Origin of the sequence: Alkalihalobacterium sp. APHAB7, from assembly GCF_048323755.1 — a bacterium.
Classification (GTDB): domain Bacteria; phylum Bacillota; class Bacilli; order Bacillales; family Bacillaceae_F; genus Alkalihalobacterium.
This window is the reverse complement of the sequence record NZ_JBLWFS010000009.1, coordinates 122,125-136,713: the sequence shown is the minus strand read 5'-3', so window position 1 is coordinate 136,713 and position 14,589 is coordinate 122,125. Positions and strand designations below refer to the sequence as shown.

At 37.0% G+C, this 14,589-nt stretch carries 15 protein-coding genes and 1 riboswitch; of the genes, 14 read left to right on the top strand and 1 reads right to left on the bottom strand.

Annotated features, from left to right (window positions below):
• Positions 1 to 4 precede the first annotated feature (4 nt).
• From ACNSTQ_RS11535 to ACNSTQ_RS11500, 8 genes are all read left to right on the top strand, one after another.
• Positions 5 to 541, top strand: coding sequence for an RNA polymerase sigma factor (locus tag ACNSTQ_RS11535; protein WP_418199962.1), 537 nt, complete (start codon positions 5 to 7; stop codon positions 539 to 541).
• Positions 534 to 1,334, top strand: coding sequence for a hypothetical protein (locus tag ACNSTQ_RS11530; RefSeq protein ID WP_418199961.1), 801 nt, complete (start codon positions 534 to 536; stop codon positions 1,332 to 1,334). Before ACNSTQ_RS11535 ends, ACNSTQ_RS11530 begins: the two co-directional genes overlap by 8 nt.
• A gap of 194 nt (positions 1,335 to 1,528) precedes the next feature.
• The gene (locus ACNSTQ_RS11525; protein ID WP_418199960.1) at positions 1,529 to 2,791 is read left to right on the top strand and encodes an NAD(P)-dependent malic enzyme; all 1,263 of its coding nucleotides are present in this window, start codon (positions 1,529 to 1,531) and stop codon (positions 2,789 to 2,791) included.
• 242 nt (positions 2,792 to 3,033) lie between these two features.
• Positions 3,034 to 3,438 (top strand): hypothetical protein, encoded by a 405-nt coding sequence (locus ACNSTQ_RS11520; RefSeq protein WP_418199959.1) that lies wholly within the window; start codon positions 3,034 to 3,036, stop codon positions 3,436 to 3,438.
• 20 nt (positions 3,439 to 3,458) lie between these two features.
• A complete protein-coding gene (locus ACNSTQ_RS11515; protein WP_418199998.1) occupies positions 3,459 to 4,223 on the top strand; it encodes a metallophosphoesterase in 765 nt (254 codons plus the stop codon).
• 96 nt (positions 4,224 to 4,319) lie between these two features.
• A complete protein-coding gene (locus tag ACNSTQ_RS11510) occupies positions 4,320 to 5,228 on the top strand; it encodes a MerR family transcriptional regulator (RefSeq protein ID WP_418199958.1) in 909 nt (302 codons plus the stop codon).
• Between the two features lie 151 nt (positions 5,229 to 5,379).
• Positions 5,380 to 5,988 (top strand): genetic competence negative regulator, encoded by a 609-nt coding sequence (locus ACNSTQ_RS11505; RefSeq protein ID WP_418199957.1) that lies wholly within the window; start codon positions 5,380 to 5,382, stop codon positions 5,986 to 5,988.
• Between the two features lie 574 nt (positions 5,989 to 6,562).
• A complete protein-coding gene (locus ACNSTQ_RS11500; protein ID WP_418199956.1) occupies positions 6,563 to 7,480 on the top strand; it encodes a D-alanine--D-alanine ligase family protein in 918 nt (305 codons plus the stop codon).
• A 122-nt stretch (positions 7,481 to 7,602) separates the two neighbouring features.
• Here the strand turns inward: ACNSTQ_RS11500 and ACNSTQ_RS11495 are convergent, their stop codons facing one another.
• Positions 7,603 to 8,424, bottom strand: a complete 822-nt coding sequence (locus ACNSTQ_RS11495) for an alpha/beta fold hydrolase (RefSeq protein WP_418199955.1) — start codon at positions 8,422 to 8,424, stop codon at positions 7,603 to 7,605.
• A 345-nt stretch (positions 8,425 to 8,769) separates the two neighbouring features.
• Between ACNSTQ_RS11495 and ACNSTQ_RS11490 the strand changes: the two genes are divergently transcribed.
• From ACNSTQ_RS11490 to ACNSTQ_RS11465, 6 genes are all read left to right on the top strand, one after another.
• Positions 8,770 to 10,053, top strand: a complete 1,284-nt coding sequence (locus ACNSTQ_RS11490) for a Glu/Leu/Phe/Val family dehydrogenase (RefSeq protein WP_418199954.1) — start codon at positions 8,770 to 8,772, stop codon at positions 10,051 to 10,053.
• Between the two features lie 118 nt (positions 10,054 to 10,171).
• Entirely contained in the window at positions 10,172 to 11,164 is a 993-nt protein-coding gene (locus ACNSTQ_RS11485) for a YpdA family putative bacillithiol disulfide reductase (RefSeq protein WP_418199953.1), read from the top strand.
• Between the two features lie 39 nt (positions 11,165 to 11,203).
• The gene (locus ACNSTQ_RS11480) at positions 11,204 to 12,166 is read left to right on the top strand and encodes an asparaginase (protein WP_418199952.1); all 963 of its coding nucleotides are present in this window, start codon (positions 11,204 to 11,206) and stop codon (positions 12,164 to 12,166) included.
• Between the two features lie 36 nt (positions 12,167 to 12,202).
• The gene (gene prsW / locus ACNSTQ_RS11475; RefSeq protein ID WP_418199951.1) at positions 12,203 to 12,838 is read left to right on the top strand and encodes a glutamic-type intramembrane protease PrsW; all 636 of its coding nucleotides are present in this window, start codon (positions 12,203 to 12,205) and stop codon (positions 12,836 to 12,838) included.
• Positions 12,839 to 12,860: 22 nt separating this feature from the next.
• Positions 12,861 to 13,025, top strand: a complete 165-nt coding sequence (locus ACNSTQ_RS11470; protein WP_418199950.1) for a hypothetical protein — start codon at positions 12,861 to 12,863, stop codon at positions 13,023 to 13,025.
• Between the two features lie 244 nt (positions 13,026 to 13,269).
• Positions 13,270 to 13,376, top strand: a riboswitch (SAM riboswitch).
• Between the two features lie 92 nt (positions 13,377 to 13,468).
• Positions 13,469 to 14,575: a methionine biosynthesis PLP-dependent protein gene (locus ACNSTQ_RS11465; RefSeq protein WP_418199949.1), complete on the top strand. Its 1,107-nt coding sequence runs from the start codon at positions 13,469 to 13,471 to the stop codon at positions 14,573 to 14,575.
• Positions 14,576 to 14,589: the final 14 nt, after the last annotated feature.

Here is a 14,589-nt window from a genome sequence, read left to right as displayed (position 1 = left end):
TTTAATGAAGGATGAAGAATTATTAGCAAATTCAAAACAAGGAGATGAGGATGCCTTCTATCAGTTAGTAAGTAAACATATTTCTACAGTTGAGAAGTTTGCTTTTCAACTTGGAGTACATCCGAATGATATACAAGATGTTACACAAGAGACTTTTTTAAAAGTCTATCGTTATATGAATAACCATACTAATGGGAAATTTACGACGTGGCTTTACCAAATTACCTTAAATATCATCAGGGATTTATATCGTAAAAAGAAAAGAATAGATCGGAAGGAGAAAGCTTTTCTAGCTGAGGCTGCTATAACCCAATCTCCGGATTTTACAGATGATGCAAACTTGCCTGAAGTTCATGAAGCGCTTCAGAAGTTAGCTGAACAATATAAACTTCCTATTATTCTTCATTATTTTCATGATTTATCCTATCAAGAAATCGGTGAAGTGTTAGGTGTAAGTGAAGGTGCGGTTAAGACAAGAATGTTTCGTGGAAGAAAAATGTTAAAGGAACGATTAGAACAGGTAGGTGAGCACAATGAGTGATCAAGACTTTGAAAGGTCATTAAAAAAACTAAGAGAAACCTATAATCAAACACCCAATCAATCGTCCCCTGATGAAATAATGAACTATATCAAGCAAAAAGAAAAAAGGAAGGTTTCCTTCTTTAATAAAATCAGAGGTTTAGGTGTTGCCGCAAGTCTGTTTGCAGTCGTAGGAATCGGCAGCATCCTTCTTTTAAGTGAAGGATCAGAAAACAATGCTAGTCAAGACTATGAACAGATTGAGTTAAGGGATGCAGGAAATAAATTAGAAGATAATGCTGAGCGGATGGCTATTCAACGTGAGGAGCAAAAGACTGATATCTTAACTATTGAAGGACAAGAGGAAGAGATTGAATTAACTTTATGGATAGATGAAGAGCTTCGATTCAGTACCTATATTGATGAACGCTTTACTGTTGATACTGTAGCGAATGAAAATGGCTATACAGCTCGAGTGTTTGCCAATTATACGGGTGATCAAATAGAACCGCCTTTTTTTACAGTACACAAGGCTCCGTCCGATGATCAACTTCCAGTGGAAGAGTATATAAAACGCCTTAAAGCCGAATATGAGCGACAAGGATTTTTTGAAAGTGAGAAAATGTTTAATTCAAATTGGAATGCTGATGGTGAGTTATTCGTATTGAAACAAGAAAATCATATGGCAAAAGCTGTTTATCTTTTTGAAATAAGAGGAGAAATCTATGAAATAACTGAAACGACATTTGATGAATTTTCTGAAGGGTTAGGCGGAAGGGTACAACTGATGCAACAACACTTTCAATGGCACTAAAAGACGGATATCAATTGACTTTGGATCAACCCGGTTTACTATTGTAGATTGGGTTTTTTGCTTCGTTTTTCGAAATGTTCTTAAAAATTACACATTATTTTTTAAATGTTGGTTGATTTTAACAGTGTGATGTAATAAAATAACATAAATATTTTAAAAAATCAGAAAATAAAAAACAGGAGTGAGAGAACAAAATGACTTTAAGGGAAGAAGCCTTGCGGATGCATAAACAGCATCAAGGGAAACTAGAAGTAATCTCAAAAGTATCAGTGCAGAATACGAGGGACTTAAGTTTAGCGTATTCACCAGGGGTAGCTGAACCATGTAAGGAAATTGCTAATGACCAAGAGCGAGTTTTTGACTACACGATGAAAGGAAATACAGTTGCTGTTGTATCAGATGGTACAGCGGTATTAGGCTTAGGAAATATTGGTCCTGAAGCAGCTATGCCTGTTATGGAAGGAAAAGCATTATTATTTAAATCATTTGCTGGAGTGGATGCTTTTCCAATCTGTCTAGACACAAACGATGTAGAAGAGATCATTCGCACTGTAAAGCTTCTTCAACCTACGTTTGGTGGTATTAATTTAGAAGATATTGCAGCACCTAATTGCTTTATTATTGAGGAACGATTGAAAAAAGAAATGAATATCCCTGTGTTTCACGATGATCAACATGGAACAGCAATTGTTACTGCAGCTGGGCTGTTGAATTCACTAAAATTAACTAAAAAAGAACTTACCGATATAAAGGTGGTAGTAAATGGCGCTGGTTCAGCAGGGATCGCTATCGTTAAATTATTGCATTCAATGGGTGTACAACATATCATTTTGTGTGACTCGAAAGGAGCTATCTTTAAAGGGCGTTCGTATGGAATGAACCCTGTAAAAGAAGAAGTTTCTGAATTTACAAATATAGAGAGGGTAGAGGGGACATTAGCAGATATTATTGCAGGTACTGATGTGTTTATTGGTGTGTCTGTAGAAGGGGCTTTAACAAAAGCGATGGTCCGCTCTATGAATACTGATCCTATCATTTTTGCAATGGCCAATCCGAACCCAGAAATTTTACCTAATGATGCTATTGAAGCTGGTGCAAAAATAATTGGAACTGGAAGATCTGATTTTCCAAATCAAGTTAATAATGTTTTAGCTTTTCCAGGTATTTTCCGAGGAGCCTTAGACGTGTTTGCAACCGATATTAACGAAAGCATGAAAATTGCTGCTGTTTACGCTATTGCGCGCTTAGTATCAGATAGTGAATTAAAGCAAGACTATATTATACCGAATCCTTTTGATCCAAGAGTAGCTCCTGAAGTTGCGAAAAGTGTGGCTAAGGCTGCATTAGAAACCGGCGTTGCTAGAAAAATGGTAAATCCAGAAGAGGTAGCTTCTAGAGCGAGGAAAATGTCCGTTATCCGTGATAATGTGTATTTAAGTTGTAATCTTGGAATGTAGGAAAAATCAGTTGTTTATAATAAAGAAAACTTGACTCAAATCTGAGTACTAAAAGTAAAATATAAACGATATATTTTGGTAAGGAGAGGAGAACTGAATAGTCCTCCTCTTTTTTTATTTGGGTTTAGTTGTACTAAAGTGCAGAAGCTCACTAGGATGGGCACTACCAGTGATATGTTATGCATAAAAATAGAAGTAGAAAAAGAGGATCATAGATTATTTTCTAGAGAGGAGAAAGAGGTTTGAATAATTGGTTTGTTAAAAAAGCTTTATTATTAATTGTGGGGCATGTTTGTATTAGTAGTTCTTCTAGAGTCTTCCCATCACCATTTAATTTAACATTCTCGGAGTGGCTAGGAGAGTTAGTTTTTTCTCCTTTTTCATTATTAGGTGCTACCCTCTTGTTTATCGTAGGCTTTATGGCATTAGCCTTTGTAATTAAAGGAATTATACTTGGAGTTGTGTTCCCTCTCTTAAATAAAGGGCTAGTCAACCCCAATGAGTGTATAATAGCTATTATTCTGTTTTTTTCGGTTATTATTCAATCAGTAATGCATCCAATCACGGGTGTTCTAGCCGGAATGTTTGCTACTGCATATGGTATAATGGAGGCGAATGAAGGAAAAGTTTATGATAGAAATTCGTAAAGGAGTTTTCGGATACTGTGATTTTTATTTTTATTGGTAGTATCGTATTAGTACTCGGCACCATTTTGATGCTTTTTATGTATAGAGAAGCTTTTCGAAATCAGGTTAGTGAAATTGAGTTGGAATTTCCTAATTTTCCTCAATCATTTGATGGAATGAGGATTTTTTTTATTTCTGATATTCATTTTCGCTTAATTGATGAAGAACTGGTTCGTCAAGTGAAAGGGAAGGTTGATTTAGTCATTATTGGCGGGGATTTATTAGAAAAAAAAGTGCCATTCTCAAATGTTGAAAAAAACATTACATTACTTCAATCACTAGGACCCATTCATTTTGTTTGGGGTAATAATGATTATGAAGGTGACTTTCGAAGATTGGATGCAACATTACTTGAAAAAGGTGTACAAATAATAGATAATACTGCAGTTACATATGAAAATGATGGAGAGAAAGTTATCTTTTTAGGTGTCGATGATGTTGGTTGCCAAAGAGATCGTTTAGATCTTGCTCTTCAAGATAGTGAAGAAGGGTTTCGGATTTTGATTAGCCATAATCCTAGTATCATTGAACAATTAAAAGATGAACACCAAATAAGCTTGGTTTTATCTGGACATACGCATGGAGGTCAAATTCGGTTCTTTGGTTTTGGGATAGCTGAAATCGGTGGGCTGAAGAAGCGGAATAACACAACTTTATTTATTAGTAATGGCTATGGCACCACAGGATTACCTCTCCGATTAGGAGCCAGGGCAGAAACACATTTGATCACATTAAGGTCTAAATAAACTATTTATTATTGTGCGTTTATTATACAAAGTTTACACAAACATTTTCCTCTATTATACTAAGGGTATTAATGATCGTGGTTTGGAGGAAGTTCAATGACTTCAAAAGAAGGTAAGTATAATATTAAAGCAATTTGCCAGATGCTTGGAATTCAACCAGGAACTCTTAGGGCTTGGGAAAGAAGATACAAGATGATTGAGCCCGTAAGAAATCAGGCAGGGCATAGGCTGTATACCGAAGAACACGTTGCCATATTACGCTGGCTTATTGAGAAAGTAAATAATGGCTTCACTATAGGTCAAGCGGTTGGGCTTATGGAAAAAGGCAATATTATTTTTGATGTAACAGCGGAAAAGAAAAAAGATGATTACTCTGAACAGTTAGCTGATGAAATATTAGATGCGTTACTACAATTTAGAGAAAACAAAGCTCATGAACTCATGAATCAAGCATTTAGTTTATTTAATGTAGAAAAAGTAACGATTGAGATATTAGGTCCTTTGTTAGTGAGAGTTGGTGACATGTGGGAAAAGGGTGACATAACAGTAGCTCACGAACATTTTATATCTAGTTTCTTAAGAACAAAAATCGGGAATATCTTTCAAAGCTTTCCTGTTGACGGCTATTTACCAAAGGTAGTTGCTGTATGTGGACCTCAGGAAAAGCATGAACTGGGCTTACTGATTTTTACGTTGTTTCTAAGAAGAAAAGGGTTTGAAGTTATTTATTTAGGCGGGGGTATACCTGAACGAGATGTAGAATTGGTGATTAAGGAAGTGGGTGCAAAGTTTTTCTTTACTTCATGTACGTTGTCACTGAATCTTCCGAGTACATTTGCACTCATTGATCATCTACAAGGGACATTTGAGGATCTAATCATTGGTGTAGGTGGTACAGCTCTAAGCTACATGTCAGAAAAGGATGAACAGAAGTATGGTAAATATGTAGTTGGTATAACAAAGCAAGATTGGGAAAGTTGGTTATCTGCTCACCTAAAACGATAATCTATTCTAGGAAATGGTTATTAACCAAGAACCATCGACGTTCCTCTGACATATCTTATAGTAACAATTATGACAACAAACGGTACAATATACGCATTAACCGTTCAATGAACGGTCTAGGGCGAGATGCCTGGCACAGGGAGGGTCATAGATGCGTTTAGAGCGTTTAACCATGGATAAAATAAAAATTTTTTTAACTTTTGATGACCTAAAAGAAAGAGGAATGACGAAGGAAGATTTGTGGATGGATGGTCCGAAAGTTCATGATCTGTTTCGTGAAATGATGTCCGAAGCAGATGATGAACTAGGCTTTAAAGCTGATGGGCCAGTTGCTGTTGAGGTATTTGTTATGCCAGCACAAGGAATGGTGATCATCGTTACAAAAGGATCAAAAGACGATGAAGAGTTTGAAGATGATTATGATGATGGTTATATTGAAATGAAGGTTACACTTGATGAAAGTGATGAAGTGTTTTATGAATTTGACACCTTTGAAGATGTAATTGCTTTATCCTCACGACTCTATCCATTTGGGGTTGTTGGTGGCACCTTATACTCATATGACAATAGATTTTATTTAAAATTTGAAGAATACGATCTCATTGGAGTCGATGACGATTCGTTTATCGCCTTATTATCAGAATTCGGAAACCCTTCAACTATAACCACATATCGGATCGCGGAATATGGAAAAGAACTAATGAAAGTAGAAGCGATTTTTCGAACGTATCACACGTTTGTTACCAGATCTAAATGTTAACGCCCCCAATTGGGGCGTTTTTATTTTCGAACGTACCTAGACTCCCTAGGTTTAAGTTTAGAGTTTTGTCTAGCTCCAGGGTCCATCGGCTCGAGGTCGCTTCGGACCATCAAACGTGTCCAAAACCAGGACACTTATTGCTGGTCCTCCAGCGCTTGTCGCCGATAAGCAGGCCCCTTACGCTTTTCTATTTGTCTAGCTCCAGGGTCCATCGGCTCGAGGTCGCTTCGGTCCATCAAACGTGCCCAAAACAGGCACTTATTGTTGGGCCTCCAGCGCTTGTCGCCGATAAGCAGGCCCCTTACGCTTTTCTATTTGTCTAGCTCCAGCACCCAGCGTCTAGTGGACTTCACTCGCCTCCTTACGATAAGGCAACATCGTATCGCATTCGCTCTACGTGTTTTCTTTATCTCATACGGCGGGTTTCAGTCCATACGTCGCTAAACGGGTGCTTACGCTTTTCTTTACTTCATGTTATTATAGTATGGATTGTGGTAATTTTTGTTGTGATGTAGCAAGAGTTACATAGGCGAATATAATGAGGATACATATTATTTTAGGAGTGATACTCAATATGAAAATTGGTGTACTGTACGGCGGAACATCAGCTGAGCGAGAGGTTTCTTTGTCTTCTGGTAAAGGAATTATCGATGCCCTCTCAAAAAAAGGACATGAAGTAATCGGTATTGATTTCCATCCACAACGAATTAATGACATCATCAACTTAAATGTTGATATCGTATATATAGGTTTGCACGGACGTTATGGTGAGGATGGGAGAATTCAAGCATTACTTGAGATGCTTAACATTCCATATGTAGGGTCAGGAGTTCTAGGGTCTGCTTTAGCGATGGATAAAGCAAAAGCAAAAACGTTCTTTCACAAAAATGGAATTCGCGTAGCGCAAGAAATGGTCATATATAAACATAATTATGATAAAGGACAATTTAATTGGGATACGAATTTCCCGGCAGTTGTTAAGCCTAATCAAGAAGGTTCTACAATAGGATTAACGATTGCCCAAAATGAACAAGAATTATTGGATGGAATTGAAGAAGCGTTTAAGTTTGACGATACTGTATTAGTTGAAGAATTTATTGACGGTGTCGAAGTAACTGTTGCAGTAATGGGGAATAAAGGAGAAGAAAAAGCATTACCTGTTGTAGAGATTGTACCCAAAAATAAATATTATGATTATGAAGCAAAATATGCTCCTGGTATGAGTGAGCATATTGTTCCTGCTCGTGTTGAGGATGAAGTGACAACTTTACTACAAAAAAATGCAGTCTTAGCTCATCAATCATTAGGTTGTGATATTTATTCTCGTGTGGATTTTATTGTACCAAGAGACGGCAGTGAACCTGTTATTTTAGAAGTAAATACACTTCCAGGAATGACGCCAACTAGCCTCTATCCAGATGCAGCGAGAGAAATTGGCTTATCTTATGAGGATATGATTGAACGGTTAGTAGAGCTTTCCATCAAAAAGTAAGAAAAAAGGCTGACTTAAAAGGATCGCATTTAGCGGCTAATTTGAGTCAGCCTTTTCTCTGTCAAAACAGGGGTTAACTATATCAAGTTAGCCCCTTATATTAAACTTTTAATGATAAGTTTCTACTTTACTTCCATGAAAAATTCGGCGGATGTTGTTTGATCCTGATCATATGTACTTTGTAAAAAGTGCAAAATCGCATGATTAAACTCATCTGGTTTTTCTATCTTACCAACATGACCTGCCTTTTTAATCGTTACTAACTGTGAATTTGGAATAAGCTTGTGCATCTTCTTTTGGTTATAAGGTCGGCAAATTTTGTCATTCTTACATAAAATGATTAATGTCGGGACATCGATTGTCGGTAAGAGCGTTCGATAATCGATTTCTAAGCACGCTTTCCACGCTGGAATAAAGCAGACGCGTTTGTCGGACCAAGCAGGTAACACTTTTTCGACCATCTCTATATCTTTCGAAAAAAGACACCTTTCAGTTGAAATCATTTTATGTTTTTCAGGAGTAAGCTGTTCGATCTTCTTTCTTTTAATCTTATAAATAAAATTTCCGAGCCACTTTGGTACATAAAAGATTGAATTAGCAAGAATGAGTGATTGAACTTTTGAGGAATTTAATTTATAAATTTCTTGTGCAATAATGCCTCCCATTGATAACCCGCAAATATGAGCTTTCTTTATATTTAGCTTATCTAGGAGGGATAGAATGTCTTTTGCAAAACTAGTAATAGATATTTCTTTGTTGTCAGGGAGTGTTGATTTTCCAAACCCTCTTAAATCAGGAATAATTAAATCATAATGATCAGCCAGATCATGTTGATATTTCCACCCTTCTTTTCTTTCACCTAAACCGTGGATGAGGACGAGTGGTTCTCCAGTTCCAAGTCGGTCATAATAAAGAGTAATATCATTAACGACAACGTTATTCATTCAAAATCCCTCCATTATTGAATATAATACCATATCTATAGGTAATAATAACCTAATTTATGTAAGGGTAAATAGTGATAGTATAGTAAATTGATTTTTTAAGTAGTTTGTTCCTCCTTAAATTGATAAATTTTTGACAGACATAGCTTCTATTTTATGTCTTTTAACTTATAATGTGAAACTTCCTTCGGTGTAGTTTTATTTGATCAGATGTATAGCAACAGAAGTTTAAAAAACTTTTTGTAACAATGGGTGGAAAAAATGTGGCTTTTTCTTTATAGTTAAAGATGGTAAGTTTTTAATATAATTACACTTTTGTTTGATTATATCTTCGAGGTGAATTTCATGGTAGAGAAGGACAGGCAGGAAGCTACTGAGTCTAAAGAAAAGGAAAATATGAATGTGTTATTTTCCACGCAAAAAGTAATAAAAGAGGCATTAGATAAACTTGGTTATGCCGATGAAATGTTTGAGTTAATGAAAGAGCCAATTCGAATGTTGACTGTTCGTATTCCAGTCCGAATGGATGATGGCTCAACTAAGATTTTTACAGGATACCGCGCTCAACACAATGATGCCGTTGGTCCAACAAAAGGTGGAGTAAGGTTCCATCCAAGTGTTACAGAAACAGAAGTGAAAGCGCTATCAATTTGGATGAGTCTTAAAGCAGGAATTGTTGACTTACCGTACGGTGGAGGGAAAGGTGGTATCGTTTGTGATCCTCGCGATATGTCATTCCGTGAATTAGAGCGATTAAGTCGGGGGTATGTTCGTGCTATTAGCCAGGTAGTAGGTCCAACGAAAGACATTCCAGCACCTGATGTATTTACAAACTCTCAAATTATGGCTTGGATGCTTGATGAATATAGTAGAATTCGTGAATTCGATTCACCAGGATTTATTACAGGAAAGCCGATTGTACTCGGTGGTTCACATGGCCGTGAATCGGCTACAGCGAAAGGTGTAACGATTTGTATTAGAGAAGCAGCAAAGAAAAAGGGTATTGATATTGAAGGGGCACGAGTCGTCATCCAAGGTTTCGGAAATGCAGGAAGCTTTCTGGCGAAATTCATGCATGACCAAGGAGCAAAAGTGATTGGTATTTCAGATGCATATGGTGCTCTGCATGATCCTGATGGTCTAGACATTGAATATTTACTCGATCGTCGGGATAGTTTCGGTACGGTAACAAATCTTTTCAAAGAAACGATTTCAAATAAAGAATTACTAGAACTCGATTGTGATATTCTTGTACCAGCTGCAATTGAAAATCAAATTACAGAGGAAAATGCTGCAAACATTAAAGCTAAAATTGTCGTTGAAGCAGCGAATGGTCCAACGACGTTGGAAGGAACGCGCATTTTAACTGAAAACAATGTATTAATCGTTCCTGATGTTTTGGCTAGTGCAGGTGGTGTGACAGTTTCTTACTTCGAGTGGGTTCAAAACAATCAAGGTTATTATTGGACGGAAGAAGAAGTAGAAGCAAAATTAGAAAAAGTAATGGTACAAGCATTTAATAACATTTATAACCTTTCTCGTGGCAGAAAAGTAAACATGCGACTAGCTGCCTATATGGTCGGTGTTCGTAAAATGGCGGAAGCTTCTAGGTTTAGAGGTTGGGTATAATTATTATTATTATTTTAAGGTTGCATTAAAGAAATGTTAGATAATAAACTACAACCCTTGCATCGAATTGATGCAAGGGTTTATAGTTGTTAGAGATAAAACAAGAGGTGGAAATGTTATGATTCAAGAAGAAGTTATTATCGTTGGCGGAGGTCCATGTGGGTTAGCAGCAGCTATTGCGTTAATGGATCAAGGGTATAACCCATTAGTGATTGAAAAAGATAATATTGTTAGCTCAATCTACCGTTACCCGACACATCAGACCTTTTTTAGTACTAGTGAGAAACTTGAAATTGGTGGGGTCCCTTTTGTTACAGTTGAAAGGAAACCTAAGAGAAATCAAGCCCTATCTTATTATCGAGAAGTGGTTAAGCGTAGGGGAATCCGTATTCACGCTTATGAACAAGTAACAGAAGTTAAAAAAAGAAATGATGATACCTTTACTGTAAGTACACTTAAAAATAGAGAATTACCGGTTGAATATCATTGTAAGTATGTCATTGTAGCCACTGGTTATTATGATCATCCCAACATGATGGGAGTAAAAGGTGAGGATCAAAGTCATGTCTTCCATTATTTTAAAGAAGCGCACCCTTACTTCGACAAAGATGTCGTTGTGATTGGTGGTAAAAATTCAGCTGTTGATGCTGCACTTGAACTCGAGCGCGTTGGAGCTAGAGTAACGGTTCTCTATCGTGGTCATGAATTTTCAAAAAGCGTAAAACCTTGGATTTTGCCAGAGTTTGCATCTTTAATTAATAATGATCTCATACAAATGGTTTTTAACGCCGAAGTGATTGAAATAAAAAAAGAAATTGTAGTTTATGAAGTAAACGGAGTAAAAAGAGAAGAGAATGCAGATTTTGTTTTTGCAATGACTGGATACCACCCAGATCATTCGTTTTTGCATAAAATGGGTGTAGGCACTGAAAATGAGACAGGAAGACCGATTTTCAATGAGGAGACAATGGAAACGAATGTGGAAGGTATTTTTATCGCTGGAGTTATTGCAGCAGGAAATAATGCAAATGAAATCTTTATTGAAAACGGGCGCTTTCATGGTGGCTTAATTTCAGCTGAAATCGTTAAGAGAGATCATAGTTCGAATTGATCAAAGGAAAAAAACTTAATAGACAGGGAGACTAGACATATGAGAAAGGTCGCTTTAATTACAACAGGAGGAACAATTGCATCCAAAAAAATTGCTAGTGGTTTGCTGTCATCAGGAGAGTTAACTGGTGAAGAATTAGCTTCACTTTGCCGGTTACCGTCTGATATTCAGGTAGAAGTACATAGTTTATTCCAGCTTCCAAGCATGCATATCGATTTTGATCGGATGCTCGAATTAAAAAAGAAGATTGATGAAGTTTTTGAAGATCAATCAGTAAGTGGGATTGTCGTTACCCATGGCACAGATTCATTGGAGGAAACAGCTTACTTTTTAGATTTAGCTGTTACCGACCAAAGAAAGATCGTTGTGACAGGTTCGCAACGATCACCAGATGATCTCGGTACAGATGTTTATTCAAACCTTAGAAATTCAATATATGTAGCAGTCGATAAAAGCCTAGATAATATTGGGACAGTGATAGTATTTAATGAGCGAATATGGTCAGCAAAATATGTAAAAAAAGTACATGCGTCAAATATGCAAGGTTTTGAATCATTTGGTTATGGTTATTTAGGAATTATCGATAACGATGTTGTGAGTGTCTATCAAAAACCAATCGAAAGAGACTGCTATTTAATTAATAATTCCCTCCCTCAAGTGGAAATTATTAAATGCTATGCAGGGGCAGATGGTAAATTTATTAGATGTGCTGTGAGTGAGGGGGCAAAAGGAATTGTCCTTGAAGGTGTCGGAAGAGGGCAAACATCACCTCACATGGTAGATGATATTACAGAAGCTATAAAAGCAGGAGTTCAAGTAGTTGTTACTACTAGTGCTGAAGAAGGGCAAGTACATACCTCCTATGACTATCGTGGTAGTGCTCACGACTTGAGGTTAAGAGGTGCTTTCTTAGGAAAGGACTATGACTCAAAAAAAGCAAGAATAAAGCTTGCTGTATTAATTTCATCTGGTGGAGACATAGAAGAAGGGTTTAAAATATAGAGAATTGATTGAAGTTCAGAGAGGATTGGAAAAACGTTGTTTTCGCTCATAACGGCAACCACTGGTCCAGCCATGGCTTTATTTTGTTATTTTTATCTTAAAAACGATGTCAGTCACCAAGCATTGCTAATGATCATAAAAACATTTATTATAGGTGCTCTTTTGGTGTTTCCAGTCATGGTCATTCAATATGCATTTGAAGTGGAAGGTGTATTTACCTCGGAGTTTACGATTGCTTTTTTCGGGTATGCGTTTACTGAAGAGTTCTTTAAATGGTTTCTCCTTTTTTTCTTTGCGTATAAGCATGCAACTTTCAATAAAACATATGATGGTATTATTTACGGGGTGTCTATTTCGTTAGGGTTTGCTTCTGTAGAAAACTTTTTTTACCTAATAGCAAATGGTCTAGAAACAGCTTGGCTTAGAGCGTTATTTCCTGTAAGTAGCCATGCGTTGTTTGGTGTAATTATGGGATATTATCTGGGGAAAGCGAAGTTTTCAAAAAAGCGGCGTAATCGTTTTGTACTCCTTTCTTTATTTCTTCCCATTTTACTTCACGGAAGCTATGATTTAATATTATTAACAATGGACAGATATATTCACATTACGATGCTTTTATTTATGATTGGCCTTTGGACGTTTAGTATACACAAGGTGAAAGTGGCAAACTAGATCGAGTGTTAGGGGTGTAAATATGACTGAAAACACAAGATATCGTGTCGTAATTCGTTGTCAAAAATGTGGTGAAAAGTTTATTCTTCGAGGAAGCCGAGCAAAAGACGGTAACTATGAAACAGGGTTTATACGTTGCGTCTGTGGTAATGAAGATGACTTACAAATAGATGTAACCCCTGAATAAAAAGAAAAGCGGAAGGGGCCTGCTTATCGGCGACAAGCGCTGGAGGACCAACAAAAAGTGTCCCGGTTTTGGACACGTTTGATGGGCCGAAGTGACCTCGAGCCGATGGCCCCTAGAGCTAGACAAAAAGAAAAGCGGAAGGACCTCTTGAAATAAATAAAGTAATTCATATAAAACCTATTGCTTTTTTCGCGCAATTCATGTAATTTAATAACAAGTGAAAATTGAAAATTGAAAATTGATTTTCTTATCAAGAGAGACGGAGGGAATGGCCCGGTGAAGTCTCAGCAACCAGCTGTATTTATACAGTCAGGTGCTAATTCCAGCAAGCGATAGCTTGATAGATAAGAAGAAGTTTAACCAAAAGAAATTGTATTCTTAACCTTCTTCTTAATTTATAAGAGGAAGGTTTTTTGCATTGATAAGAGTAGAGGAGAGGTACGATGAATAAAGAGCAGCTAGAAACAAAACTGGTACAAATTGGGAACAGGCAAGATGAACATACAGGTACAATCAACACTCCTGTTTATTTTTCAACAGCCTACCGCCATACCGGAATTGGGGAATCAACTGGTTTTGATTATTCAAGAACAGGAAATCCAACAAGGTTGGTGTTAGAAAAAGCAATTGCTCAACTCGAGGCAGGTGATCAAGGGTTTGCCTGTAGTTCGGGTATGGCTGCCATACAAACCGTGCTTTCTTTATTTGAGCTAGGAGATGAAATCTTGGCATCAAGTGATTTATACGGTGGGACGTATCGTTTGTTTGAAAATGGGTGGAAAAATTGGGGGCTGTCATTTGTTTATGGAGACCCAAGAAACCTAGAAGAATTTGAACAATTAATCACTGAAAAGACGAAAGCGTTATTTATAGAAAGTCCAACTAACCCGTTAATGCAAGAAGCTGATTTATCAGCGCTAGGCCAAATGGCTAAAAAAAATAATTTGCTATTAATTGTCGATAACACGTTTTATACACCTCTATTACAGCAACCGATAAATGATGGTGCTCATATTGTCATTCATAGTGCTTCTAAATACTTAGGCGGACATAATGATGTGATTGCAGGATTGATTGTTGCTAAAGGTGAAGAGCTTTGTGAACGAATTGCCTATTACCACAATGGCATAGGAGCTATTTTAAGCCCATTTGATTCGTGGTTACTCATACGAGGAATGAAGACATTAACTCTACGGATGGAGCAACATCAAAAAAATGCACGTGAAATAGCTGTTTATTTAGAAGAACATCCTGCAGTAACTGAAGTTCTATATCCTGGACGCGGTGGAATGCTTTCTTTTCGTATTAAAGAGGCAAAATGGGTGAATCCGTTCTTACAGCAATTAAAGTTAATCTCGTTTGCCGAGAGTCTTGGAGGAGTTGAAAGCTTAATGACGTATCCGACGACACAAACCCACGCGGATATGCCGGTAGAGGTGCGAAATGCAAACGGGGTGTGTGACCGTTTATTGCGTTTCTCAGTAGGAATTGAAAATTGCCAAGATCTTATCCACGACTTAGATCAGGCCTTTAACCATGTAAATTCATAGAGGGGATGTAAAAA

Excerpts from the sequence above, each read along its gene's own strand:
- ACNSTQ_RS11490 (WP_418199954.1), top strand. The coding sequence starts at position 8,770 with ATGGTAGAGAAGGACAGGCAGGAAGCTACTGAGTCTAAAGAAAAGGAA.
- ACNSTQ_RS11480 (WP_418199952.1), top strand. The coding sequence starts at position 11,204 with ATGAGAAAGGTCGCTTTAATTACAACAGGAGGAACAATTGCATCCAAA.
- ACNSTQ_RS11485 (WP_418199953.1), top strand. The coding sequence starts at position 10,172 with ATGATTCAAGAAGAAGTTATTATCGTTGGCGGAGGTCCATGTGGGTTA.
- ACNSTQ_RS11530 (WP_418199961.1), top strand. The coding sequence starts at position 534 with ATGAGTGATCAAGACTTTGAAAGGTCATTAAAAAAACTAAGAGAAACC.
- ACNSTQ_RS11500 (WP_418199956.1), top strand. The coding sequence starts at position 6,563 with ATGAAAATTGGTGTACTGTACGGCGGAACATCAGCTGAGCGAGAGGTT.
- ACNSTQ_RS11510 (WP_418199958.1), top strand. The coding sequence starts at position 4,320 with ATGACTTCAAAAGAAGGTAAGTATAATATTAAAGCAATTTGCCAGATG.
- ACNSTQ_RS11535 (WP_418199962.1), top strand. The coding sequence starts at position 5 with ATGAAGGATGAAGAATTATTAGCAAATTCAAAACAAGGAGATGAGGAT.
- ACNSTQ_RS11525 (WP_418199960.1), top strand. The coding sequence starts at position 1,529 with ATGACTTTAAGGGAAGAAGCCTTGCGGATGCATAAACAGCATCAAGGG.
- ACNSTQ_RS11470 (WP_418199950.1), top strand. The coding sequence starts at position 12,861 with ATGACTGAAAACACAAGATATCGTGTCGTAATTCGTTGTCAAAAATGT.
- ACNSTQ_RS11465 (WP_418199949.1), top strand. The coding sequence starts at position 13,469 with ATGAATAAAGAGCAGCTAGAAACAAAACTGGTACAAATTGGGAACAGG.
- ACNSTQ_RS11505 (WP_418199957.1), top strand. The coding sequence starts at position 5,380 with ATGCGTTTAGAGCGTTTAACCATGGATAAAATAAAAATTTTTTTAACT.
- ACNSTQ_RS11495 (WP_418199955.1), bottom strand. The coding sequence starts at position 8,424 with ATGAATAACGTTGTCGTTAATGATATTACTCTTTATTATGACCGACTT.